The sequence below is a fragment of the Chitiniphilus eburneus genome (assembly GCF_005048205.1).
GTDB lineage: Bacteria > Pseudomonadota > Gammaproteobacteria > Burkholderiales > Chitinibacteraceae > Chitiniphilus > Chitiniphilus eburneus.
On the sequence record NZ_SUMF01000002.1, the window covers coordinates 468,048 to 492,872 of the forward strand.

Genomic DNA, 24,825 nt, shown 5'->3' on the forward strand with positions numbered 1-24,825 from the left:
GCGGGCCCGCGTGCGCGGTTGTGAAAGGCGGGAAGGATACGCGGTGTCGCCGGGACGGCGGGCAGCGCGGTCAAGCTGTCCGCAACGCTTATAATGGCCGGGGTTCGCGGCACGACATGCTGCCTTCCTATTTCTTACAACGAGTATAGCAGGCGGTAAGCCCGTCTCGCTGCCAGGTTCCCTTCCCATGCCCACGCTGCTTTTGATCGACGGTTCGTCCTATCTCTATCGCGCCTTCCACGCGATTCGTGAGCTGTCTGCGCCCGACGGCACGCCGACCAACGCGCTGTATGGCTTCGTCAACATGCTCAAGCGGCTGCGCAAGGGCACGCCGGCCGATTACATCGCCTGCGTGTTCGATGCCAAGGGCAAGACGTTCCGCGACGATATCTATGCCGACTACAAGGCCAACCGGCCGCCGATGCCCGACGAACTGCGGGTGCAGGTCGATCCGATCCACGCGGCCGTCAAGGCGTTCGGGATACCGCTGCTGTGCGTGAGCGGCGTGGAGGCCGACGATGTGATCGGCACGCTGGCGCGGCAGGCGGCCGCGCAGGGCATCGAAACCATCATTTCCACCGGCGACAAGGACATGGCGCAACTGGTGGATGGCCATGTGCGCATCGAGAACTCGATGACCGAAGAGGTGCTGGACGAAGCCGGCGTTTTCGCCAAGTTTGCCGTGCGCCCGGACCAGATCGTCGATTACCTCACCCTGGTGGGGGATGCGGTGGACAACGTGCCCGGCGTGCCCAAGTGCGGCCCCAAGACCGCCGCCAAGTGGCTGGCCGAATACGGCACGCTGGACGAACTGATCACGCACGCCAATGCCATCAAGGGCGTGGTTGGTGACAACCTGCGCGACACCTTGTCCTGGCTGCCCACCGCGCGCGCGCTGGTTACCATCAAGACCGACGTGCCGCTGGACGACGAACTGCCGCACGGTCTGCCCGACCTGGCGCCCAGCGCCGAGGACTGGAACACCTTGCTGGCGATGTTCCGCCGCTACCATTTCCGCACCTGGACCACCGAGGCCGAGGCCAAGGTGGCGGGCGGCGGCGCCGAGCCGGCCGTCGCGCCCACTGGCGTCAGTGGCGCATTCGATTTTGGCGATGCACCCGCGCCCGTGCCGGCGCCCACCATCCACGTGGATGAGCCGGCGCTGGTCGAGCGTCACTACGAAGCCATCACCACCGAAGTGCAACTGGATGACTGGCTGGCGCGGATGATGGCCGCGCCGGTGGTGTCCATCGATACTGAAACCACCAGCCTGGATCCGATGCAGGCGCGCATCGTCGGCATGTCGTTCGCGCTGGAGGCCGGCCGCGCAGCCTATCTGCCGCTGGCGCATCGCGGCCCGGACAGCCCCGTGCAACTGCCGTTCGACGCCACGCTGGCACGGCTGAAGCCATGGCTGGAGGCCGAGGCGCACAAAAAGCTGGGGCAGAACCTCAAGTACGACCAGCATGTGTTCGCCAACCACGGCATCACGCTGCGCGGTGTGATCGACGACACCCTGCTGATGAGCTACGTGCTTGCCAGCCACGAACGCCATAACCTGGACGACCAGGCCGCGCGCGAACTGGGCGAGACCACCATCCTGTACGAAGCGGTATGCGGTAAGGGGGCCAAGCAGATCGGCTTCGACGAAGTGGCGGTCGATACCGCCACCGCCTACGCCGCCGAGGATGCCGACATCGCGCTGCGCCTGGCCGGCCGCCTGATCGCGCGCTTGTCCGATCAGCCGCGGTTGATGGCGCTGTACCGCGACATCGAACTGCCGGTGCGCGAGGTGCTGTTCAAGATGGAACGCAACGGCGTGCTGATCGACGCCAGAAAACTGGCGCAGCAAAGCCACGAGATCGGCCACAAGCTGCTTGCGCTGGAATCCCAGGCGTACGAACTGGCCGGCCAGCCGTTCAACCTTGGCTCGCCCAAGCAGATTGGCGAAATCTTCTTCGACCGCCTCAAACTGCCGGTCGTGAAGAAAACCCCCAAGGGCGCGCCGTCCACCGACGAAGACGTGCTGACCGAACTGGCCAAGGATTTCCCGCTGCCCAAGGTGCTGCTGGAACACCGCTCGCTGTCCAAGCTGAAATCCACGTACACCGACAAACTGTCGTCGATGGTGAACCCGGCCACCGGGCGCGTGCATACCAGCTTCAACCAGACCGTGGCCGTTACCGGCCGGCTGTCGTCCACCGAACCCAACCTGCAGAACATCCCGATTCGTACCGCCGAAGGTCGCCGCATCCGCGAAGCGTTCATCGCACCGGAAGGTAGCCGCATCGTCTCGGCCGACTACTCGCAGATCGAGCTGCGCATCATGGCGCACCTCTCGGCCGACGCCGCGCTGCTCAAGGCCTTCGCCGAAGGCGTGGACATCCACCGTGCCACCGCCGCCGAAGTGTTCGGCGTGGCGCTGGACGAAGTGAGCAGCGAACAGCGCCGCTACGCCAAGACCATCAACTTCGGCCTGATCTACGGCATGAGCGCCTTCGGCCTGGCCGCACAGCTCGAAATCGACCGCAGTGCGGCGCAGAACTACATCTCGCGTTACTTCGGGCGCTTCCCCGGCGTGGCCGAGTACATGGAGCGCACCCGTACCGAAGCACGCGACCGGGGCTACGTGGAAACCGTGTTTGGCCGCCGCCTGTGGTTGCCGGAAATCAAATCGGCCAACGCCGCCCGCCGCGCCGGCGCCGAGCGCGCCGCGATCAACGCGCCGATGCAGGGTACGGCCGCCGACCTGATCAAGCTGGCGATGCTGGCGGTGGACCGCTGGCTGGAACAGGCCGGCCTTGCCAGTCGCGTGATCCTGCAAGTGCACGACGAACTGGTGCTGGAAGTGCCCGATGCCGAGCTGGCCGTGGTCCGCGAGGAGCTGCCACGCCAGATGGCCGAGGTGGCCAGGCTCTCGGTGCCGTTGGTGGCGGAAGTGGGGGTCGGCGACAACTGGGAACAGGCGCACTGAAAGACGGCGGGGAAGGGAGAAGGGAGAAGAAGGAAGGGTAAGTACCACAGCAACAGCCACCTTGTTCCGACCGTTGCTTTTGACTTCACCCTTCCTTCTTCCCCCTTCTCCCTTCCCAGGGCAAAGCCCTTACCCCAGCAACGTCCGTAGCGTGATCGCTATGTTGTCGTCACCGTTGGATAGTGAAATCTCGCCTTCCTGGATTGTCACGTGCAGCGTCATCCCGCGCTCGGCGAGCGTGCCCAGCGCGGCCATGGTGTCGCCGTCCAGCGCGCGCACGTGCAGGTTGTCATAGCGCCCGGCCTGGCTGGATACGCCTTGCCACCACACATCGGCGGTGCGTGCGCCGTAGGTGTACACCCAGGCCTCGGCGGCGCGGTTGGCCGCTTTTTTCAAACGGCGCTCGTCCGGCTGGCCCAGGTCGATCCACAGTTCCACCTCGTCCACCAGGTTGCGCCGCCACAGCGCTGGCTCGTCCTCGTCGCTGATGCCGCGACCGAACTCCAGCCCCTCGCCAGCGTGCAATGCGAAGGCCAGCACGCGCAGCATCATGCGCTCGTCGGTTTCCGACGGATGTCGGGCGATGGTCAGCGCATGGGTGCCGTAGTAACCGTGATCCATGTCTGCAACATTCAGCTCGACCTTATAGATGGTTGATTTGAGCGCCATCGCCCCTCCCGTGAAAGCCGGCAAGTATAGAGGGAGTCCCGCGCCAACAGGGCGGGGCATGCGCAATTGGCGACCCTGATCGCGCAATGCCGGCCGCATGCCATGCTGCTGGCATCCGCTATCATGGACAGCCCAATCGTACGGAACGCACCCATGCACGCCAGCATCCTCCAGCACCTGCTGCGTATCGACCGCCATGGCGAGCGCATGCAGCTCGGGCGGGCCGGGCTGTTCCAGTTCCGCCGCGAGACGCGCGTGCTGCGTGCGCCGTTCTTTTCGCCCTGCCTGATCGCCGTGCTCGCCGGCGAAAAACGCATCCATCGCGGCGAGGAAACGCTGCTGTGCCGACCCGGCCAGTGGATCGGCGTCGGTGCGGGGCAGGAGGTCAGCTTTACCAACCTGCCCGATCCGCACCTGGGCTATTTCGCCGGCCTGACCATCGTCGGCGATACCGGCTGGATGAAACGCTTCGCCGACCAGTACGCCGCCGAGCTGCCGTCCACGCTGGATGCCGACCTGGTGTTCACGCCGGATGGCGTGTGCTGGAAAACGCTGTCCGACTACGTGGAACAGGTCCTGCTGCCGCAAAGCAGCGCGCTGGATGCCGCGCTGGTCGAACATCGCTGGCAGGCGTTGTGGCTGGCGCTGGCACGCCAGGGTGTGGCGCGTGACCTGGTGCTGGCGCAGCCAGGAAGCTGGCGCGAGCGCGTGGCGCGCCTGATCGACTATGACCCCGCGCAGGATTGGCGCATGGGTGAGGTGGCACGGCGGCTGGCGGTCAGCGAAGCCACGTTGCGGCGCCGGCTTCTGGAGGAAAACACCAGCTTTGCCGCGCTGCTCAGCGACGTACGCATGGGCCGGGCGCTGGGACTGGTGATGCAGACGCAGCAGCCGATCCAGCGCGTGGCGCAAGCGTGCGGCTACAACTCGCCGTCGCGCTTTACCGATGCTTTCCGCGCCCGCTTCGGCCTCACCCCCACCGCGCTGCGCGAATCGCACGAACAGGAACGCGAAGCCGAACCAGCCTGAACGCCGATCGAGGACGGGACTGGTCGGGGCCGCTGAATACCGCTGGTAGCCCATTCCTGCCCTCCAACCACATCGAACGCAGCAAGGCCCCCTCGTAGCGGCGAGGGCGGGGGAGTGGAACGGAACAAGCAAGCGCCCATGCCGGCATACCACCCACCTTGCGCAGCCGGCTAGGCCGGGGACTTTGATCCCGTTTCCCATCAACGCGGCTGACACCTACAGGCACGGCTCCCACCACATCGAGCGCGGCGAGGCTCCCTCGCGACGGCGAGGGCGGGGGGAGTGGAATGGAACAAGGAAGCGCCCCCTGTCTGCGCGCAACCTACATGCCGCACCCGGCTTTGCCGGGGACTTTGATCCCATTTCCCATCAACGCGGCTGATACCTACAGGCACAGCCCCCACCACATCGAGCGCAGCGAGGCTCCCTCGCGACGGCGAGGGCGGGGGGAGTGGAATGGAACAAGGAAGCGCCCCATGTCTGCGCGCAACCTACATGCCGCACCCGGCTTTGCCGGGGGCCTCGATTCCGTCTCCTCATCAACGCCATCGGCCGATTCAGGCGCTGAGCGCCGCAGGCGATAACCTGCACGTTTCAGGCGAGACGATACCGAAGGCGTGACGTATCGTGGGCTATCCCTTACCGGAGATTCCCCCGATGAAGCGCCTCCTCGCCATGTTCGCTTTCCTGCCCGCCCTCGCCTGGGCCGATTTCACCCTGACCAGCCCCGACGCGCCAGCCGAAAGCACCCTGTCCGATAAGCAGGTGTACATCGGCTATGGCTGCAATGGGGGCAACACCTCGCCCGCGCTGAAGTGGCAGGGCGCGCCGGCCGGCACCCAGAGCTACGCGGTGGTGGTGCACGACCCCGATGCGCCGGTGGAAGGCGGCTGGTATCACTGGATCGTCTATGACATCCCGGCCAGCGTTACCACGCTGGCCACTGGCGCGGGGGTCAGCACTGGCGCCAAGGTGCCCAAAGGCGCGGTCCAGGGTCTGACCAGCTTTGGCGGCAAAGGCTACGGTGGCGCCTGCCCACCGATCGGTCACGGCCGTCATCGCTACAACTTCGTGCTCTACGCACTCAAGGTGAAGCAGCTCAAGCTGGACGAATACGCCACCCCGGCCGAGCAGGAAAAAGCCATCCAGGCCGCCAGCCTGGACCAGGCGAAGTTCACCGCCTACTACCAGCGCTGACCGCGAAATTCCCTCCTGCGCGGCCGTCCGTCGAGACGGCCGCCCGCCGTTCGCCGGGCCGGCGCGACAGCCGGCCGAACTTCCCCCCGCGCCTCTCGCTCGGAGCAAGAGCCGCCACCGTGGTGGCAACCCGGCATTGCCCGATGCGGCAGCCGGTCCGTGGCGTTCACAAGCTTCTCCAGGCGCCAGTCCAGTGTTTCATCCTGCCGTGCCAGGGCGCCGTCACTGCGCTCCTTTTCAGCCGAATCGAAGGCTTTTCCCCCTGGCCGAGCCGACGGACGTTGCAAATGGCGTCCTGTCCGAAAAAAACTCGCAATGTTCGCGGTCTATGCTGGGAGGCCCATGTCGCCAGCATGCCTTCATAACCTCTAGCGACGAGATTGATGATGACCGACTACAGCCCTATCTCGTGCGAGCTGCACGATTACCTCGAAATTGCCTGCATGCACCGTTACCCCCTGCTGGTCGAACGGCGCGAGGCGCCCGATTGTCTTGGCGTGGCGCTGGATGTGTTCGGCCGCCACGGCGGCGAGTACCTGCGGCTTTCCACCCGCGATGGCGTGCTCGATGTGCGCCTGGACAACCTGGTTGCCATCACGCCCACTGAGGAACAGGCGCGCTTCGGCCGGGTGGAATACAGGATTTGAAGGAGCCCTCGGGTTTCTCGCAGGCTTTGGTGATGGATCACCCACAGCAAGCCCCCGGCCAGACCGGGGGCAAGCGTTTTCTGGTGGGCGAGCATCGGTTTCCGCTGATTGAATTCACGTCCCCTCACTGGGCCTGATCCGCATGACACGCAAGCCGTCGGTGGGTACCCGTTGGGGATGCCACGGACGCGCCGCAGGCGGTACATGGGCTAAGCTGGGGCGACTTTCCCTTCCTGGCTTCATCATGCGCGTTGCTTCCGACTGGCTTGCCCGATTGCCCAAGACCGAACTGCACCTGCACATCGAGGGCACGCTCGAACCCGAGCTGATGTTTGCCCTGGCCGAGCGCAACGGTGTGGCGCTGCCCTATGCCGACGTGGACGCGCTCCGTGCGGCCTACGACTTCAACGACCTGCAATCCTTCCTCGATCTCTACTACGCCGGTGCCGACGTTTTGCGCACCGAGGCCGACTTTTACGACCTGACCCGCGCCTACCTGCTGCGTGCCCATGCCGATGGCGTGGTGCACGTGGAAATCTTCTTCGACCCGCAGACGCACACCGTGCGCGGCATTTCCTTCGCCACCGTGCTGAACGGCATCCGCCGCGCGCTGGCGGAGGGCGAGCGCGAGTTCGGCATCACCTACCGGCTGATCCTGTGCTTCCTGCGGCACCTGCCCGAAAGCGACGGCTTCGCCACGCTGGAAGACGCCATGCCGTATCTGGCGCAGATCGACGGCGTGGGGCTGGATTCCAGCGAATCCGGGCACCCGCCGCAGAAGTTCGCGCGCCTGTTCGCCCGCTGCAAGGCGCTGGGGCTGCCGCGCGTGGCGCATGCCGGCGAGGAAGGCCCGCCCGAATACGTATGGCAGGCGTTGAACGTGCTCGACGTAAGCCGTATCGACCACGGCGTGCGCTCGCTGGAAGACCCGGTGCTGGTGGCCGAACTGGCGCGCCGCCGCACGCCGCTGACGGTCTGTCCGCTGTCCAACGTGCGGCTCAAGGTTTACGAGCGGCTGGAACAGCACCCGCTGCGCCAGTTGCTTCAGGCTGGCCTTGTCGCCACCGTCAATTCCGACGATCCGGCCTACTTCGGCGGCTATGTCGGCGAAAACTGGCGCGCCTGTGCCGAAGCGTTGGACCTGACACGCGACGAACTGCTGCAACTGGCTCGCAACGGTATCACCGCAAGCTGGATGGATGCCGCCGACAAAGTGCGCTGGCTTGGGGTGGTCGAGGCGATGTGAGGGGTTTTCAGCATCTGAAAACACAGAGCGCACGGAGAAACCACGAACGGAATCCGCGTTGTCACTCACCTGGCTTGGTTTTCTCCGGGCTCTCTGGGTTCTCCGTGTTGCTCTGTGTCTACAGACCTTCCAACCCACCCCGGGCTCCTCAATCCCTCGTGCCCTGATGCTTTTCATGATGCACACTGATAATTCTTGTTTATCGATGATGCCCCCATGCCGCTGTCCCGTCGTGCCTCAGGGATTTTGCTGATCCTGCTGTCCGCTGTTGCCTTTGGCCTGATGCCGATCTTCGGTACGTGGGCTTTGCGTAGCGGCGTGGATACGCAGGGCCTGCTGCTCATCCGTTTCAGCGTTGCCGCCGTGGTGATGAGCGCGATCATGCTGTGGCGCGGTGCGCGCTGGCCGCGCGGGAGGGTGCTGGCGGGGCTGGCCGCGATGGGGGGCATCGGCTATGCGGGACAGGCGTTCAGCTACTTCACCGCCCTGCAATACGCCAGCACCGCACTGGCGGCGTTGCTGCTCTACCTCTACCCGGTGATCGTCACGCTGTTGTCGGCCTGCTTTCTCGGCGAGCGGCTGCGCCGCCGCGTCTGGGGCGCGCTGGCGCTGGCCTGCGTCGGGCTGGTACTGACCATCGGCGCCGCGCTGCGCGGCAGCGTGCTGGGCGTGGTGTTCGGCGTGGCCGCGGCGCTGATCTACTCCTGCTACATCCTGGCCGGCGCCCGGCTCACCCCGCGCGCGGGTGCGTTGCCGGCGGCCAGCGTGGTGATGATCGCCGCCGCCGCTGTCCTGTGGGGCTCCACCGTATTCCGCCAGCCGCACTGGCCTGCCGGCGCCGAAGGCTGGGCAGCGGCGCTGGCCATTGCGATCATCTCCACCGTGATCGCCATCTTCGCCTTCCTGGCCGGGCTGGATCGCCTGTCCGCCGCCGAAGCGTCCACCCTGTCCACGCTGGAGCCCGTCGTCAGCGTGCTGCTGGCCGCGTGGCTGCTGGCCGAACCGCTCAGCCCCGGGCAATGGCTGGGCGGCACCGCCATCCTCGCCGCCGCGCTGATCATCTCCCTGGCGCCGCCGCTGCCAGTGCCGGAGTGAGTTTGAACCCCACACCTTGAAGATTTGGATTTCAAAAAAACCTAAAATCCCCGCATGACCGCCCGCATCCTGCTGATCGAAGACGAAACCGCCATTGCCGATACGCTGTCGTTTGCGTTGCGCCGCGATGGTTTCGACGTGGCGTGGCATCGGCTGGCGCGTGATGGCGAGGCTGCGCTGCTGGCGGGGGCCGATCTGGTGATCCTGGATGTCGGCCTGCCCGACGACAGCGGTTTCGAGGTGCTCAAGCGCATTCGTCGCGCTGGCGACCTGCCGGTGTTGATGCTCACCGCCCGTGCCGATGAGGTGGACCGCATCGTCGGCCTGGAGCTGGGCGCCGACGACTACGTGGTCAAGCCATTCAGCCCGCGCGAGGTGGTGGCGCGGGTGCGCGCCATCCTCAAGCGTACCGGCGCGCGCACCGCCCATGTCGCGACTGCCGCGCCGGGGGCGGCGCTGGAACACGACGCGGCTGGCCGCCGCCTGCGCTATCGTGGCCATTGGCTGGCGCTCACGCCGTCCGAGTATCGCGTGCTGGTACTGCTGGCCAGCGCCCCGGGCCGTGTCTTCAGCCGCGCCCAGTTGCTCGACGCGCTGGGCGAGGCCGCCGAGGACAGTTTCGAGCGCGTGATCGACAGCCATGTGAAAAGCGTGCGCGCCAAGCTGCGGGAGATCGCGCCGGACGCCGATCCCATCGAAACGCATCGCGGCTTTGGCTATGCCTACCGGGCGGACGCCTGATGCGCTTCAGCCTGCGCATCTTCCTCGGCTACTTCCTCATCGTCGCCGTGCTCGGCTGGTACGTGGTGGACCTGATCCGCAACGAGATCAAACCCGCGATGCGCCAGTCGGCCGAGGAAATCATGATCGATACCGCCAACCTGATGGCGGAACTGATCCGGCCCGATTTCGTCGCCGGCACGCTGGGCAGCGGCGAGTTCGCCCGAGCGGTGGAGGACTACGCGCGGCGCTCGCCCAACGCGCGCATCTGGGGCGTGGCCAAGGGGGCGGTCGATCTGCGCGTCTATGCCACGGACGCGCGTGGCATCGTGGTGTTCGATTCCACCGGCAATGCCGTGGGGCAGGATTACTCGCAGTGGCGCGATGTCCATCTAACGTTGCGCGGCCAGTACGGCGCGCGTACCTCGCGCCATGAATACGCCGACGAAGCCACCACCGTGATGTACGTCGCCGCGCCGATCCGCGTGGATGGCCGCATCGCCGGCGCGCTGACCGTTGCCAAGCCCAACCACGCCATGCAGCCCTACATCGAACGCGCGCACGGCAAGCTGCTGCGTGCGCTGGTGCTGATTGTCGGTCTGGGGCTGGCGTTCGGGGCCGGGTTCTCGTGGTGGCTGTCGCGCGCCATCGGCCGCCTCACCGACTTTGCCCATGCCGTCAGCGCCGGCCGCCCCGCACCGGTGCCGGCCTTGCCCGGCAACCGTGAGCTGGCCGTGCTGGCGCAGGCGCTGGGCGAAATGCGCGAGCGGCTGGAGGGCAAGGCGTACGTGGAGCACTACGTCCATGGCCTGACGCATGAACTGAAAAGCCCACTGGCGGGTATCCGTGGCGCCGCCGAACTGCTCGACGACGACCTAGACCCGGCCGAGCGCGCGCGTTTCGCCGGTCACATCCGCCGCGAGGCCGAACGTCTTCAGAGCATCGTCGACCGCCTGCTGGAGCTGGCGCGACTGGAAACGCGGCAGGCGCTGGCCGTGCACGAACCGGTGTCGCTGGCCGACGCAGCCCATATCGTCCTTGGCGCGCTGGCGCCCCGGCTGGACGCCGGCCGCATCGGGCTGGAGCTGGCCATCCCGCCCGATGCCAGCGTCACCGGCGAACGCTTCCTGATCGAGCAGGCATTGCGCAACCTGCTCCAGAACGCCATCGACTTCACCCCGCCTGACGGCCTGATCCGCATCACCGCCACCCCCGATGGTGGTGGCTGGACGCTGCGCATCCACAACGACGGTCCCGCCATCCCCGACTACGCGCTGCCGCGCCTGGGCGAGCGCTTCTACTCGTTGCCACGCCCCGATGGCAACCAGCGCGGCACTGGCCTGGGCCTGGCGCTCACCCGCACCATCGCCGAACTGCACGGCGGCGGCGTGACGGTGACCAATCACCCGGCGGGCGGTGTGGTGGCCGTGTTGCGGCTGTAGCCGGTTCTCCATCCTTTCTCCACATTCCCTCCATCGTCCCTCTACATCGCCGTCGCACAGTCGTTTCATCCGCGCCGCTGGCGCCTTTGAGGAGACGACAACATGAACAAATCCCTGGCCTGGAAACTGGCCGCCCTGGCATTTCTGGTGGTGTTGCTGCTGTTCCCGCTATCGATGGTGCGTGGGCTGGTGACGGAGCGGCAGGAACGTGCGCAACAGGTGGAACAGGAAATGGCCGCCTACACCGCACGGCCGCAGACACTGGTCGGGCCGCTGCTGGTGCTGCCCTATCGCAAGACGGTCTGGACGCTGCTGGAAAAGCAGGAAAACGGCCGCACGCTGAAGGAATGGCGCGCGGAATCGGCCGATGAATCGGTGGTGGCGTTGCAGCCGGAGCAACTCACGCTCAAGGCCGGGCTGGATACCGAAACACTGAAGCGCGGCATCTACGAATCGCGGCTGTTTCACGCCGACGCGCGCATATCCGGCGGCTTTCGCATCCCGGCGCTGTCCACGCTGGAAGCGCCGGCCGGCAGCGGCAAGCGCGTCGAATACCAATGGGGCCAGCCCTTCCTCACGCTGGGTGTGAGCGACGCGCGCGGTATCGGCGCGCTGGCGGGGCAACTGGACGATGCGCCGCTACAGTTCCTGCCGGGCACGGATGTGAGCTGGCTGGGCGCCGGCCTGCACGCGCCGCTGGCGGCAGGGCCGGGGGTGGAGGCGCGGAGTGTGTCGTTCGCGTTGCAGCTCAAGCTCACCGGCACCGGCGAACTGGCGGTGGCGCCGGTGGGCAAATCGGTGAACGTCACGCTGAGCGGCAACTGGCCACACCCCAGTTTTGCCGGCCGCTTTGCGCCGGTGCGGCGCGACGTCACCGCCAACGGCTTTGCCGCCGAATGGCAGACCAGCTACTGGGCCAGCGGCTTTACCGACGAAACGATCAACGCCTGCGCCGCGCGCGGCGCGGAGTGCGGCCTGTTCGACGGTGAACAGCTCGGCCTGCGACTGATCGACCCGGTGAACCGCTACCTGCTGACCGAGCGCACCGTCAAATACGCCGAACTGTTCCTGCTGCTGATCTTCGGGGCGGTGCTGGTGATGGAAGTCGTCAAGCGTGTGGCGGTCCACCCGGTGCAGTACGGCCTGGTGGGGCTGTCGCTGGCGCTGTTCTTCCTGCTTACGCTGTCGTTGGCCGAGCACATCGCCTTTGCCGCCGCCTACTGGATCGCCGCCGTGGCCTCCACCGTGCTGCTGGGCTTTTATGGCGCCCATGCGCTGGGCGGCTGGCGGCGTGGCGCGGGGTTTGCCGGCCTGTTGGCGGGTTTGTACGGCCTGCTGTTCGGTATCCTGCAATCGGAGGATATGGCCTTGCTGATGGGCAGTATCGCCCTGTTCGCGCTGCTGGCCGTGGTGATGGTGCTGACCCGCCGCGTGGACTGGTACGCGCTGACCGCCAGCCGCCCGGTCCGCACCGACCCGGTGCCGCAACTGGCCGGGCAGCCCGACGAATTGGCCCCATAGGCCATCCCTGAATGAGACAGCCCCCACGTCGCGCGCGGGGGGGCTGTTCCGGTGGATGGAGCGCTGCGATACCCTTGGCGGCGTCTCCATCCGCCTTTCCGCCCGCCATGAGCCAACCCCTGCTGCTGCTGCACGCGCTGCTCCACAAGATGTACACCCAGGCCTGCATCGAACTGGTGCAGCGCATGTCGGCGCTTTGGGGGTACTTCCACGATCGCGCCGACCAGGTAAAGCCCGAATCGAAAAGCGCGCGCAAGCGGCTGGCATTCAACAAGATCGACAGCCGCGCCTTCGAGCACCTGCTGACGGAGATTGCACCGTCCGGTATTGCCCGCCCGCACTTCCTGTCGCTGGAACTGCTGTCCAGTCTGAAATCGCGCGGCAAGCTGGCGGCGCCGGTACCCGCAGTGACCACCGACATTAGTTCGCGCGCCTTCCGGGTCTACCCGCATATCGACCATGATCACGTTGCCACGCCGGACGGCGCGCGCGAATTGCAGCGCAAGGGCGTGGACGCCGCGTGGCTGGCGCGCCCCGATGCCGCGTTCGCCGTGGCGGATCGGTTGCTGGCGGCGGTGGGTCGATGACATGCGCGCCGTGTTGCTCGGGCTGACGATGGGCTGGAGCGTGCTGTCCTGGGGCGACGATATCCTGCACAACACCGTGGACGACGCGCTGGTGGGCGCTGGCGGGCTGGCGCTGAGTGGCCGGGTCACCGAGGCGCGCACCGCCGCGCATGCCGACGCCGGACGCCTGCGCACGCTGTATCGCAGCGCGCGGCAATTGCTCACCGATGGCGAACACGCGGAAGTCAGCGTGCGGGTGGGCGAGCGCGCGTGGCGCGCTGAGGTGGACGACGACGGTTACTGGCTGGTGAGCGAAGCGCAGGCGCCATCACTGGCGCCGGGGTGGCATCTCGTCGAAACCGATCCCGCGCCGTCCAGCGCGGCCGGTGTGCTGGTCCCCTCGCCGCTGCACCGCGTCGCCATCGTCTCCGATGTGGACGACACCGTCATGGTGTCCGAGGTGAACGCCACGCGCCGCCTGCTGAAGAACAGCCTGATGCGCACGCCGGAACGGCGCCACGCCGTGCCGGGGATTGCCGCGCTGTACGCACGGCTGGTGGCCGCCACGCCGCATCCGGCGTCGGCGCCGCTGTTCTACCTGTCGGCCTCGCCGCGCCAGTTCACCGACAACCTGCGGCGCTTTTTCGCCGCCAATGATTTCCCACGCGGCGTGCTGCTGACCAAGCGGCTGGGGCAGGGCTCGCTCACCGACCAGCGCGGCTACAAGACAGCGCGGCTGGAAACGCTGCTCAACGCCTTGCCCACGCAGCGCTTCGTCTTGTTCGGCGACGATGGCGAGCAGGACCCGGAAATCTACGCCGCCCTCGCCGAGCGCCACCCCGGGCGCATCGCGGGCATCTGGATCCGTCGCGTCAACCCGGACCCCGCGCGGCCACGCCTGCCGGGGCAGGGCGACCTGGATGCCCTGCTGGCCGATCCGGCCCTGCTGGACATCGCAGCGATGCAGGCGCAACCGTTGCCCTGATCGTCAGCATTCGTCAGCAAGCTTTCGCCAGTGGGCGGTGAATACCGGCCATTGGGCGGACGGACGTCAATTCATGCCGCCACAACGTAAACAGAAAAGATTGATTGGAAAATAACCCGCACCAATACAGCGGACAGGCGGCCGAACGGGCGATTTGGTGCATGGAAGGGCACGAATTGAATGGATGCCCGGGCGGGCTTGGTTCAATTGAGCAGGCCGAGCATCGCGGCGCGAACCACGGCGGCCGTCTTGTTCGCGGTCTGCAATTTGGCCACCGCGTTCTTGATATGGAAATTGACGGTGTTTTCCGAAACGGAAAGGATATCGGAGATTTCGCCAGATGTTTTTCCGTCGCCGGTCCATTTCAGGATTTCGATTTCCCTGGCGGTGAGCGAAGGGGGCGCCGCCTTGCGCATCTCTGATTTATGCGCACTGGAAAGCGCCAGGTGCGTGATATTCACCAGCCAGCGCATCTTGAATTCTTTGCCGGCCAGTTCCTCGGGGGTGAGTATCTCGCCCGAGCGTGCCAGCGTCAGCATGCTGCCGACCCCCTGGGCATCCAGGCTGGACTGCGCCCAACCCACACACAAACCGAATGAATTCGCCTCTTCCCACAGTTTTGGCGCGTTGTGGAACACTTCGCGTGACCAGACCAGCGGGGCTTGCGACTGACGGCCGTGCAACACTGAAGGATCGGAATCGAGATATCCGGCGGCGACATAACGCTGTTGCCATTCGATAGGGTAATTGCTCTGGATGAAGGTACGGGGATTCGATAATGGCAATGGCAGGCGCAATCCATGCGCCACATAATCGAAACCCAATGCCGCGGCAGCGGTTTCAATCTTCTGGAAAGTCTGCGTTTCATCCTGAATGCCTTCCAGGCTGGATAGCAGATCTTCCGCCCAACTCTTCATCCTGTTCTCCTCGCCATCGCATTACGGTGCATTGCCGTTTCCAATGGGTGCAATCTTCAAATCCAGCGATCCGGCTCCCGGGGGGGAATGGACATGCTTCCTGCCGCATATTGCGCCGATCAATCTTTCCGATTGATGAACCTGTCGAATAGCCATTCTAAAATCCCTGCACGATGCTAACACAAAGCGTTATGCGGATCGCATTGCAACGTGTGACTTCAACATCATTTGCTGATGTAGAACTTACTTTGTATCCGATGATTTTCATGGGGGATGCCAGCACCAGCTTTCGCGAGGCAAGGATCACTACCAGAGTTGGTAGCTTCGGACACCGTCGCTTTCCTGTTCAATTCGCAGCAGTCGAATCAACACCTTGACGGGAAAGCAACATGTGCCTGCTGGCGGAATACCGCGTTACCCAAGCTGCCTGCGCAACGGCCCGGCCGTTGTCCTTGGGCCGGGGTGCGCGCCGCGCGGCGGTGCTCCCGAGGGGGCTGTGCCGGCTCTGGACGGGTGGCGCGATTGTGGCGACGCTCGGCGCGCTGCTGGCGGCACCGTGCCGTGCCGCCGACGGCGAAGACTGGTTGCCGGACAGCGCCGACGTCCCTGTCATTGCCGCGCCCGACCCACAGACCGGCAAGCTGTTTCTCGAACTGGCGCTCAACCGCCTGTACCGGCATGCGCCGTTGGACGACACCTGGCACGGCAACCTGGGGCTGGATGGCTATGTCACGCGCCGGATCGGCGCCGACTGGCGCGCCACGCTCAATGTCCGCGTCGATGTGGATAGCGAACCGGGCGCCGGGCTGGATGCTGACAACCTCAGCCTGACGTTGCGCGAGCTGTACGCCAGTCGCTCGGGTGACGACTGGGCGGTGAATATCGGCCGCATCAATATCCGCGATGGCGTCGCCACCGGCTTCAACCCGTCGGATGTGTTCCGCGACGGCGCGCTGCTGGCGCGCCGCACCGCCGACCCCGCCACCCTGCGCGAAAGCCGGCTGGGCGTGGTCGGCGTCCGGGCGCAGCACAGCCTGGCCGGCGGCACGCTGGCCGGCATGCTGGTGCCGGCGCTGTCCAACGGCACGCCCGAACATTGGTACGACCCGCGCTGGGGGGCCGTCAACGATGGCCAGGCCCAGGCCTACCTGATGTATGCGCTGCCGCGCTGGGAGGGGCTGTACAGCAACGTGGTGTTCCACGCGATGGATCACGGGGCGACCACCTGGGGCTTCAATCTCACCAACAACATAGGCCGCTCGGTGGTGGCGTATCTGGAATACGCCAATACCCGCCGCCCGCGCCTGCTCGATCTGGCCCAGGACGCCGATGCCGCGCCGCAACGCTATTCGCAGGCGGCCACCGGGTTTTCGTTCAGCACCGAGTGGAACCAGACCCTCACCGTCGAATACGACTACAACGGCGGCGGCCTCGACCGCGACGACTGGCGCAACGCGTGGCAATCGCTGTCGCCGGCGCAGGTCGGCCGCGCGCTCGGCATCGCCGGCCAGCGCCAGGACCCGCTTACCGAACACAGCGTGATGGGCATGGTGCAGTGGGATCGCTTCCTTGCGCACGACGCCGATCTGAACTGCCTGATCCGCGCCAGCCTGGTGGATGACAGCCGCTTCGCCTGGTGCGAGTGGCGCAACCGCTGGCCGCGTACCGAGCTGGCGCTCAGCGCGAGCTGGGCCGACGGCGATGCCAACTCCGAATACGGCGCCGCCGGGCAAGCATGGATGCTTGCCGCGAAGCTCCGGGCGTACTTTTGAGGGCCGGGAAATGAGTCCATCGACATCAAGCACCCGGCAAAGCCGGCTGCATGAAACGACACCGGCATCGGCCGTTTCCGGCCGATCCCACTGCCCTCTCGAACAGGTCTCGCGTTGCCCGGCGATACGCCCGGTCGACCGCACGCCGCGCGCCGGAGTTGCGCGATGATCGACTGTCTTCCCGTCCGCGAAACCCCGGCACTCGATGTCGATCCAGCGTGGCGCGCCTTGCAGGACCTCGCCCGCGCCGAAGCGGCCCGTGATCCGCTGCTGCGCAGCTTTCTCGATGCCGCCGTGCTGTCGCATCCCGACCTGGGCCACGCGCTGGCGGCGTTGCTGGCCGACTTGCTCGCCAATCGCCACCTCGACGCCGCGCGGCTGCGTACGTTGATCCTCGACATCTACGCCGACGCGCCTAGCTTGGTGCGCGCCGCGCAATCCGACCTGGACGCCGTGGCCGCCCGCGATCCGGCGACCCGCGATCCGCTGGCGCCGCTGCTGTTCTACCGGGGCTATCGCGCCTTGCAGTCGCAGCGCATCGCGCACTGGCTGTGGGGGCGCGAGCGCCACTCGCTGGCGTTGTGGGTGCAGAGTCGCAGCGTCGAACTGTTCTCCATCGACATCCATCCCGCCGCGCGCATCGGCGAGCGCGTGATGCTCGACCACGGTACCGGCATCGTCATCGGCGAAACCGCCGTGATCGAAGACGATGTGTCCATCCTGCACGGCGTCACCCTGGGTGGCACCGGCAAGGCCGCGCAGGACCGCCATCCCAAAGTGCGGCGCGGCGTGATGATCGGCGCTGGCGCCAAGGTGCTCGGCAATATCGAAGTGGGCGAGGGCGCGCGTGTCGCCGCCGGCTCCATTGTCCTCAAGCCTGTGCCGCCGCATGCCACCGTGGCCGGTGTGCCCGCGCGGGAGGTCGAACGCGTCGGCAACATCTGGCCCGCGCTCGACATGCGCCAGACCCTGGTCACGGAGTGAAGGCGCGATGACGACCGAACGCTACGTCCTGCTGAGCCATCGCCACCCCGGCCGCGCGGGATCGCCCGACGTACCGGTGCGCCTGGTGGCCTATGGGTTTGCCGGGGGAACCGTCACCGCACTGCTGCCACTGTTGCGGCATCTGCCGCCGGGCATCGAAGTCTGGGGCGCCGAATATCCCGGCCGGGGCCTGCGCTGGCGCGAGCCGCTGCTCGACCGCGCGGCCGACGTCATCGACGACCTGCTGCCCGGCCTGCAACGTCTGGCCGACCGACCGCTGGCGCTGCTCGGCTACAGCATGGGCGCGCACTTCGCCTACCGGCTTTCGCTGGCTGCCGCCTTCGCACCGCTAGGCCTGGTCGCGATCAGCGCCCGCGCGCCGGGTGGCGTCGTGGTGGCGCCCTCCTGGTCCGAACTGGACGACTCCGATCTGCTGCGCCGGTTGCGTGCCCTCGGTGGCATGCCGGACGAGGTGCTGGAGAACCCGGTGATGCGCGATGCCTTCCTGCCGGTGGTCCGTGCCGATCTCGCCTGCTGCCGCAGCCTGGAACGTCTGCCGGTACGGCCGGCACCGTGCCCGGTGCTGGCGCTGCGCGGCGACGCCGACCCACTGCTCACCCCATCCGATCCCGCGCAATGGCTGGCGCTGGCGCCGCGTCGCGCCAATGCCACGCGGCGCTATCCGGCGGGGCACTTCATCCACCCCGGGCGCGAAGCGCAGGTGGCTTCCGACATCGCCACCTGGCTGGCGCGTGCCACGTCGCCCGCCACCGACCACAACCCCGCCTTGCTGGCGGCATCAACCAGAAGGTAACGACGACATGTCCCACCGCCCCACCGTACTCGCCGCGTTCTGCGACGCGGTCAACGCCCTCAAGAAAACCGCCTTCGACGCGGATCGCATCGACCCCGCGCTCTACCTGGGCGGCGACCTGGGCATCGACTCCATCGAAATGCTGGAGATCTGGTTCCGCATCGAACGCAGTGTCGGCGCGCGCATCCCGGACGATGCCAAGCGCGACATCTATACGGTCGGCGAGGTGGCTGCCGTGGTCGAGGGCGCGCTGGCCTGACGCCGGCACGGCCGGTATCGGCCCGATCGAGCGCGGCCCGGCCTGACCCGGCGCCGTGGATCGGGCCGGGTAACCGCTTCTGAAGGAATGGACATGTTCAGGAATGATCTCTTCGAAGGCCACGTTGCCTTCGTCACCGGTGGCGGCAGCGGCCTGGGCCGCGCCATCGCCGAGCACCTGGTGCGACATGGCGCGCGCGTGGCCATCGTCGGCCGCCGCGAGGATGTGCTGGCGCAGACCGCGCGCGAACTGGGCGCCGAGCGCGTGCTGCCGGTGCGCTGCGACATCCGCTTCGCCGATGAGGTGGAGGATGCCGTGGCCCACACGCTGGCGCACTTCGGCCGCATCGACAGCCTGGTGAACAGCGCGGCCGGCAACTTCGTCGCGCCCACCGAACGGCTCAGCAACAACGCCTTCAAGCTGATCGTAGATACGGTGCTGATGGGCACCGTGCATTGCACGATGACGCTGGGCAAGCACTGGATCGAACGCGGCCAGCGCGGCAGCGTGCTCAGCATCAGTACCAACTACGCCAGTACCGGTTCCGCCTTCGTCGTGCCGTCCGGCTGCGCCAAGGCTGGCGTGGAAAACCTGATCAAGTCGCTCGCCGCCGAATGGGGCCGCTACGGCCTGCGCTTCGTCGGCATCTCGCCCGGCCCGTTTCCCACGGATGGCGCCATGGCGCAGTTGCGCATCCATGAGGACCTGCTGCCCGGTGTGGACATCGCCGCGATGATCACCGAGCGCATCCCCATGGGCCGCCTGGGCAAATTGCAGGAACTGGCCGACCTCGCGCTGTTCCTGCTCAGCCCCAATGCCGAATACATCAACGGCGAAATCATCCGCATCGATGGCGGAGAAACCCCCAACCTCGCCGGCGAGTTCAGTTTCATGCGTGACGTGCCGGCCGAGGTCTGGGAACAGAAGGCCGGTGGATTGAAGCGTCAGCAGCCTCGTTCCGCCCACCCCACGTTGGCCACCGTCGGCAACGTCTCACCCTGATCGACCCAACCGAGGAACCACCATGAATGCCACGCAAGAACGCATCGTCGAAATCTGTCTGCAAGTCATCGAAATGGATCGCGCCGAAATAGGCCTGAACGACGAGTTTCGTTCGTTCGCCCACATCGATTCGCTCAAGTCGCTCGATCTGATGACCGCGCTGGAACGCGAATTCAAGCTGAAGCTGCCCGAAGCGGAACTGCGCGAATTCGAAACCATCGCCAAGGTGATCGCCGTCGTCGAGCGGTATCTGCCCGAAACCGTCGCCGCCTGATTGCCCAGGACGAATGCCGGGCGCATTGCGGCGTTGCATCTCGCTAACGGGGGAAAAGCCCCGTGTCGCTCGGTGCGCCTTGCACTGCATCCCGGCCTTCGTCCCGGACCCGGAATCTGCGCCGAGCGCATTGCCGCGTTGCACCACGCTGGCGGGGAAAAGCCCCGCGTCGCCCGGTGCGCCTTGCACTGCATCCCGGCCTTCGTCCCGGCTTCCGGCGCCTGCGCCAAGCCCGTTGTCCCGCGACCGCAGCGCGCTTTGCCCAGGTTCCGCCCTCCGGCGGTTGTGAAAAGACTTTAAACAGGCTTCCAGCCAAGGAATCGAACATGCGCGTCCTTCTCACCGGCGCCACCGGCTTTGTCGGCCTCAACATCGTCCAGGCGCTACATGCGGCCGGGCACGACGTGCTCTGCCACGTACGCCCGCAGGCGCGGCGGCAATACCTGGATCGCCTGCCGGTCGCCGTCGTTGCCGGGCAACTGGGCGACGTGCCCGGGCTGGCCGCCGCCATGCGCGGCATCGATGCGGTGATCCATACCGCTGGCGATACCAGTTGCCTGCCGTGCGACCTGCCGCGCCTGACCGAAACCAACGTCGAAGGCACCCGCGCGGTGCTGGAGGCGGCGCGCCGCAGCGGTGTGCGGCGCGTGGTGTACACCAGCACCACGTCCACCATCGGCTCCACCGAAACGCCGGGCATGGCGGCCGACGAAACCATGCCGTTGCAGGCATGGCGCGCCGCGTCGCCCTATGGCCGCACCAAGCTGGCCGCCGAAACGCTGGTACGCGAAGCGCGCGGCGTGGAAGGCATCGTGCTCAACCCGGCCGAGGTGCTGGGCGCGTGGGATCACACGCTGCAATGGGGGCGCATCGTGCTCGCCGTTGCCAGTGGCCGCCTGCCGTTCATGCCGCCCGGCAGCGGCACCTTCGCGCCGGCCGCCGACGTGGCCGATGCCCACGTCGCCGCGCTGACGCGGGGCGTGCCGGGCGAGCGCTACATCCTGGGCGGACACCACCTGACTTTTACCCGCCTGATCACCGAAATGGCCATTGTCACCGGCGGCAGCGCCGCGCCGCTGTCGCGCCGGCCGTACGCGCTGCAACGGCTGGAGGCACAACTGCGCCAATGGCTGCCGCCGCTGGCGCCGCCCGCGGTCGATGCCTATCGCATGCGCGTGTTCGGCGGGCACCACCTGTTCGACGACGGCAAGGCCCGCCAGCACCTGGGCTATGGCGCCCAGCCCATCCGGCAGGCCATCGAAGCGTGCTTCGCCTGGTATCGCGAACACGGCTTCCTGCCCGCCGCGCCGGATACCCCGATCAACACTCCCCAATGGAAAACAGCATGAGCGACATCAACGAACAGCAGGCGCCGCAGCCGGTGGCGCTGGTCACCGGCGGCTCGCGCGGCGTCGGCGCCGCCATCGTGCGCGCGCTGCACGGCCAGGGCTGGCGCGTGGCCTTCACTTACCTGGGCAACGAAGCGCGGGCGCGCGAACTGGTGGACGAACTGGGCGAAACGCGCCTGCTGGCGATGCGCGCCGATGCGCGCGATCCGGCCAGCGCCGGCACGATGCTGGGGCGCACCCTCGCCCGGTTCGGCCAACTGGATGCGCTGGTCAACAATGCCGGCGTCACGCGCGACGGCTCCATCCTGATGATGAACGAGGACGACTGGCGCGAGGTGCTTTCGGCCAATCTGGACGGCGCCTTCCACACCTGCAAGGCGGTGATCCCCACCTTCCTCAAGCAACGTGCCGGCGCCATCGTCAATGTGTCGTCGGTGGCCGGCGTGGTCGGCGTGCCGGGGCAGGCCAACTATTGCGCCAGCAAGGCCGGCCTGATCGGCATGTCGCGCGCCCTAGCGCTGGAGTGCGCCGGCCGCAATGTCCGCGTCAACGTCGTGGCGCCCGGCTTCATCCGCACCGACATGACCGATGCGCTGAACGAGCGCCAGCAGGCCGACGCCATGGCGCGCATTCCCCTCAAGCGTTTTGGCGAAGCGGCCGAGGTGGCCAGCCTGGTCGCCTTCCTGCTGTCGCCCGGCGCGTCCTATGTCACCGGCCAGGTGTTCGTCGTCGATGGGGGGCTGACGACATGAGCGATCCCGCCCTGCTCGATATCGACCCGCTGACGTTGCCGGTGGCCGATGTGATCCCGCATCGCGCGCCTTTCCTGCTGATCGACACCGTGACCGAAGGCGTGCCCGGCGAATGGGCCAGCGCGCGCTACACGGTGCAATCCGACAACCCGGTGCTGCGTGGCCATTTTCCCGGCGAGCCGGTGTTTCCCGGTGTGCTGCTGCTGGAAAACATGGCGCAGACCGCCTGCTGGGTGATGGCGTCGGCCGAGCTGGCCGAGCGCGGGCTGTACGTGCTGGTGCGCGTCACCCAGAGCACGTTCCAGCAGATGGTGCGCCCCGGCGATGTGCTGATCACCCACGCCCGGCTGAGCCGCCGGCTGGAGCAGTTCTCGCAGTTCGAATGCGACATCACGGCGGCCGGGCGCCGCGTGGCGAGCGCGGAGCTGCTGGTATCGCGGCGGGCGAAAGCGCCGCAGTCGCTTCCCCAACCCGTGTCGTCAACGCAAGCAGAGAGGCACTCATGAAATCAGCAAATCCCCCGCGCATCGTCGTCACCGGCATGGGCGCGGTGACCACCATCGGCCGCGATGTGCCGACCTTTTTCGCCAACGCGTTGGCGGGTGCCATCGGCATCAGCGCGGTACGCGGCATCGACGTATCGCGGATGAACTCCGATCGGGGCGGCGAGGTGCACGATTTCGATATCGCCGAGCACTTTCCCGGCCGCGCCGATCTGGCGCAACTGGGCCGCGCCAAGCAACTGGCGCTGGCGGCGGCGCGGCAGTGCGTCGAGGACGCCGGCTTTCCCATTGCCGAGCACGCGTTCGATGTCGGCGTGGCACTGGGCTACACGCAGGGTGAATCCAAGGAACTGGAGTTCTGCTGCGACCAGATTGCCGCCGGCCGCCTGGACGACGAGGGCTTGCGCGCCTTCGCCGGCTACGCGCCGCAGACCGTATCGCAGGGTATCGGCCATGAGTTCGGCGCTTGCGGGCCGATGATCACCATCGGCAACGCCTGCTCCGCCAGCAACTTCGCCATTGGTGCCGCCATCGACCTGATGCGGCGTGGCGACGCGGTGGCGATGATCGTTGGCGGTGCCGATGCGTTCTCGCGCTACGGCTATGCCGGGTTCTCGCGCCTCGGCGCCATCGCACCGGACGTGCCCCGTCCGTTCAGTCGCGATCGCCAGGGTATGGTGCCGGCCGAAGGCGCGGCGATGCTGTTCATCGAAACGCTGGACAGCGCGCTGGCACGTGGCGCCGTCATCCATGCCGAGATCACCGGCTATGGCGAAAGCTGCGACGCCCACCATATCACCCAGCCCAACCCGGCCGGCATCGCCCAGGCCGCGCGTGCCGCGCTCGACAGCGCGCAACTGGCGCCGGAGGCCGTCTGCTACCTGTCGGTGCACGGCACCGGCACCCAGGCCAGCGACAAGGTCGAATCGGCCGCCTTTACCCAGTTGTTCGGCGAGCGCATCCCGCCGCTGTCGTCGGTGAAATCGATGGTCGGCCACGCCATGGGCGCCGCCAGCGCCATCGAATGTGTCGCCGCTGTTTCCTCGCTCAAGGCGCAGGTGCTCACGCCGACCATGAACCACCTTGGCCCGGACGAGCAATGCCCCGTCGATTGCGTGCCGCTCCAGGCGCGCCCGGCGCGCGTGCGCAACGTGCTCAAGACAGCCTCCGCCTTCGGCGGCAACAACGCCGTCGTGCTGTTCCGCCAATACCCCGCACAGGAAGACTGACCATGCATGCCGAACTCGTCATCACCGGCGCTGCCGCGCTGTCGCCCTATGGCCTGGGCGTGGAAGCACTGATCGAGGGCCTGCGCGCCGCGCCGCCCGCCTATGCCCCGGTGGACGGCGCCCTGTGCGACGGCCCGGCCGTGGCCCGGGTGCCCGACTACGACGCGCGCGAGTTGCTCGCCACGCGCAGCGTCGCCAACTTCGACCGCCTGACGCTGCATGTCTGCGCCGCCGCCACCCAACTGCACCAGCGCATGGGGCTGGCCGACACCGCCGCGCGCCAGGCGCAGGTGCCGGACGAGCGCGTCAGCCTGGTGCTGGGCAGCAGTGGTCCGCTGCAAAGCGTGCTGGCGTTCGACCTGCAGGCCATCGAAGAGCCGCGGTATGTCCAGCCCAGCATCTATCCCAACGTGGTGTTCAACGTGCCGGCGAGCTATGCCGCCATTCGCCACACCATCCGTGGCAGTTGCATCACGCTGACCGACGGTGACGCATCCGGCCTGATCGCGTTCTCGGTGGCCGCAGCGCAACTGGAATCCGGCCGCATCGACCTTGCTCTGGTGGGGGCGGCCGAAGAGGCCACTCCCGCCTACGCGCTGTACCGCCACAGTCTGGCGCACCAGGCCGGCGTGCCAGCGCAGCCGCAGGTGGAAGGCGCCGCGCTGCTGGCGCTGGAAACCGCCGGACAGGCGCAGCGTCACGGTCGCGCCACGCTGGCTGGCGTCTTCGGCTGCGCCCACGTGTATGCGCCGGGCCGCGCCGAACAGGGGCTGGCCGCGTGCCTGGACAAACTGCGTCGCCGCTTCGGCACGCTGCTGGACGAAGTGGGCACCGTGGCGCTGGCGCCGGAACTGGACGCCGCCGCGCTGGGCCTGGGCG

24 protein-coding genes are annotated in these 24,825 nt (G+C 67.0%); 22 read left to right on the forward strand and 2 right to left on the reverse strand.

The window, feature by feature from the left end:
* The first annotated feature begins 187 nt into the window (after positions 1–187).
* The gene (gene polA / locus FAZ21_RS04830; RefSeq protein WP_136772125.1) at positions 188–2,974 is read left to right on the forward strand and encodes a DNA polymerase I; all 2,787 of its coding nucleotides are present in this window, start codon (positions 188–190) and stop codon (positions 2,972–2,974) included.
* Positions 2,975–3,103: 129 nt separating this feature from the next.
* Here polA and FAZ21_RS04835 read toward each other — a convergent pair whose 3' ends face one another.
* A complete protein-coding gene (locus FAZ21_RS04835) occupies positions 3,104–3,643 on the reverse strand; it encodes a YaeQ family protein (RefSeq protein ID WP_136772126.1) in 540 nt (179 codons plus the stop codon).
* 153 nt (positions 3,644–3,796) lie between these two features.
* Between FAZ21_RS04835 and FAZ21_RS04840 the strand changes: the two genes are divergently transcribed.
* From FAZ21_RS04840 to FAZ21_RS04885, 10 genes are all read left to right on the forward strand, one after another.
* Positions 3,797–4,672: a helix-turn-helix transcriptional regulator gene (locus tag FAZ21_RS04840; protein WP_169307249.1), complete on the forward strand. Its 876-nt coding sequence runs from the start codon at positions 3,797–3,799 to the stop codon at positions 4,670–4,672.
* A 657-nt stretch (positions 4,673–5,329) separates the two neighbouring features.
* The gene (locus FAZ21_RS04845) at positions 5,330–5,869 is read left to right on the forward strand and encodes a YbhB/YbcL family Raf kinase inhibitor-like protein (RefSeq protein ID WP_136772128.1); all 540 of its coding nucleotides are present in this window, start codon (positions 5,330–5,332) and stop codon (positions 5,867–5,869) included.
* A 386-nt stretch (positions 5,870–6,255) separates the two neighbouring features.
* The gene (locus tag FAZ21_RS04850) at positions 6,256–6,516 is read left to right on the forward strand and encodes a Rho-binding antiterminator (RefSeq protein WP_136772129.1); all 261 of its coding nucleotides are present in this window, start codon (positions 6,256–6,258) and stop codon (positions 6,514–6,516) included.
* 244 nt (positions 6,517–6,760) lie between these two features.
* On the forward strand, positions 6,761–7,762 hold the full coding sequence (locus FAZ21_RS04855; protein WP_136772130.1) for an adenosine deaminase: 1,002 nt from the start codon (positions 6,761–6,763) through the stop codon (positions 7,760–7,762).
* Positions 7,763–7,978: 216 nt separating this feature from the next.
* Positions 7,979–8,857 (forward strand): DMT family transporter, encoded by an 879-nt coding sequence (locus FAZ21_RS04860; protein WP_136772131.1) that lies wholly within the window; start codon positions 7,979–7,981, stop codon positions 8,855–8,857.
* A 54-nt stretch (positions 8,858–8,911) separates the two neighbouring features.
* Positions 8,912–9,598 carry a two-component system response regulator CreB gene (gene creB / locus FAZ21_RS04865; RefSeq protein ID WP_136772132.1) on the forward strand — a complete coding sequence of 229 codons (687 nt, stop codon included), beginning with the start codon at positions 8,912–8,914 and terminating at the stop codon, positions 9,596–9,598.
* Entirely contained in the window at positions 9,598–11,019 is a 1,422-nt protein-coding gene (creC, locus tag FAZ21_RS04870) for a two-component system sensor histidine kinase CreC (RefSeq protein WP_136772133.1), read from the forward strand. The genes creB and creC overlap by 1 nt, the downstream gene beginning before the upstream one ends.
* 102 nt (positions 11,020–11,121) lie before the next feature.
* Positions 11,122–12,540, forward strand: a complete 1,419-nt coding sequence (creD, locus tag FAZ21_RS04875) for a cell envelope integrity protein CreD (protein WP_136772134.1) — start codon at positions 11,122–11,124, stop codon at positions 12,538–12,540.
* A 107-nt stretch (positions 12,541–12,647) separates the two neighbouring features.
* Entirely contained in the window at positions 12,648–13,127 is a 480-nt protein-coding gene (locus FAZ21_RS04880) for an MGDG synthase family glycosyltransferase (RefSeq protein WP_169307250.1), read from the forward strand.
* A 1-nt stretch (position 13,128) separates the two neighbouring features.
* Positions 13,129–14,091: a phosphatase domain-containing protein gene (locus FAZ21_RS04885; protein WP_169307251.1), complete on the forward strand. Its 963-nt coding sequence runs from the start codon at positions 13,129–13,131 to the stop codon at positions 14,089–14,091.
* 203 nt (positions 14,092–14,294) lie between these two features.
* On the opposite strand, the gene FAZ21_RS04890 is transcribed toward FAZ21_RS04885, so the two are convergent.
* A complete protein-coding gene (locus tag FAZ21_RS04890) occupies positions 14,295–15,008 on the reverse strand; it encodes an autoinducer binding domain-containing protein (RefSeq protein ID WP_136772137.1) in 714 nt (237 codons plus the stop codon).
* Between the two features lie 389 nt (positions 15,009–15,397).
* On the opposite strand from FAZ21_RS04890, the gene FAZ21_RS04895 reads away from it, so the two are divergent.
* The 11 genes from FAZ21_RS04895 to FAZ21_RS04945 all read left to right on the forward strand — a co-directional run.
* On the forward strand, positions 15,398–16,780 hold the full coding sequence (locus tag FAZ21_RS04895) for a hypothetical protein (RefSeq protein WP_136772138.1): 1,383 nt from the start codon (positions 15,398–15,400) through the stop codon (positions 16,778–16,780).
* A 165-nt stretch (positions 16,781–16,945) separates the two neighbouring features.
* Positions 16,946–17,764, forward strand: a complete 819-nt coding sequence (cysE, locus tag FAZ21_RS04900; protein WP_136772139.1) for a serine O-acetyltransferase — start codon at positions 16,946–16,948, stop codon at positions 17,762–17,764.
* A 7-nt stretch (positions 17,765–17,771) separates the two neighbouring features.
* The gene (locus FAZ21_RS04905) at positions 17,772–18,578 is read left to right on the forward strand and encodes a thioesterase II family protein (protein ID WP_169307252.1); all 807 of its coding nucleotides are present in this window, start codon (positions 17,772–17,774) and stop codon (positions 18,576–18,578) included.
* A gap of 7 nt (positions 18,579–18,585) precedes the next feature.
* Positions 18,586–18,837, forward strand: coding sequence for an acyl carrier protein (locus FAZ21_RS04910; RefSeq protein WP_136772141.1), 252 nt, complete (start codon positions 18,586–18,588; stop codon positions 18,835–18,837).
* Between the two features lie 93 nt (positions 18,838–18,930).
* Positions 18,931–19,839 (forward strand): SDR family oxidoreductase, encoded by a 909-nt coding sequence (locus FAZ21_RS04915; RefSeq protein ID WP_136772142.1) that lies wholly within the window; start codon positions 18,931–18,933, stop codon positions 19,837–19,839.
* A gap of 22 nt (positions 19,840–19,861) precedes the next feature.
* A complete protein-coding gene (locus FAZ21_RS04920; protein ID WP_136772143.1) occupies positions 19,862–20,113 on the forward strand; it encodes an acyl carrier protein in 252 nt (83 codons plus the stop codon).
* A 326-nt stretch (positions 20,114–20,439) separates the two neighbouring features.
* Positions 20,440–21,462, forward strand: coding sequence for an NAD-dependent epimerase/dehydratase family protein (locus FAZ21_RS04925; RefSeq protein ID WP_136772144.1), 1,023 nt, complete (start codon positions 20,440–20,442; stop codon positions 21,460–21,462).
* The gene (locus FAZ21_RS04930; RefSeq protein ID WP_136772145.1) at positions 21,459–22,214 is read left to right on the forward strand and encodes a 3-oxoacyl-ACP reductase family protein; all 756 of its coding nucleotides are present in this window, start codon (positions 21,459–21,461) and stop codon (positions 22,212–22,214) included. Before FAZ21_RS04925 ends, FAZ21_RS04930 begins: the two co-directional genes overlap by 4 nt.
* Positions 22,211–22,720, forward strand: coding sequence for a 3-hydroxyacyl-ACP dehydratase FabZ (fabZ, locus tag FAZ21_RS04935; RefSeq protein WP_136772146.1), 510 nt, complete (start codon positions 22,211–22,213; stop codon positions 22,718–22,720). The genes FAZ21_RS04930 and fabZ overlap by 4 nt, the downstream gene beginning before the upstream one ends.
* Positions 22,717–23,946 carry a beta-ketoacyl-[acyl-carrier-protein] synthase family protein gene (locus FAZ21_RS04940; RefSeq protein WP_169307253.1) on the forward strand — a complete coding sequence of 410 codons (1,230 nt, stop codon included), beginning with the start codon at positions 22,717–22,719 and terminating at the stop codon, positions 23,944–23,946. Before fabZ ends, FAZ21_RS04940 begins: the two co-directional genes overlap by 4 nt.
* A gap of 2 nt (positions 23,947–23,948) precedes the next feature.
* Positions 23,949–24,825, forward strand: an 877-nt coding sequence (locus tag FAZ21_RS04945; RefSeq protein WP_169307254.1) for a beta-ketoacyl synthase N-terminal-like domain-containing protein, incomplete at its 3' end; no start/stop codon positions are given.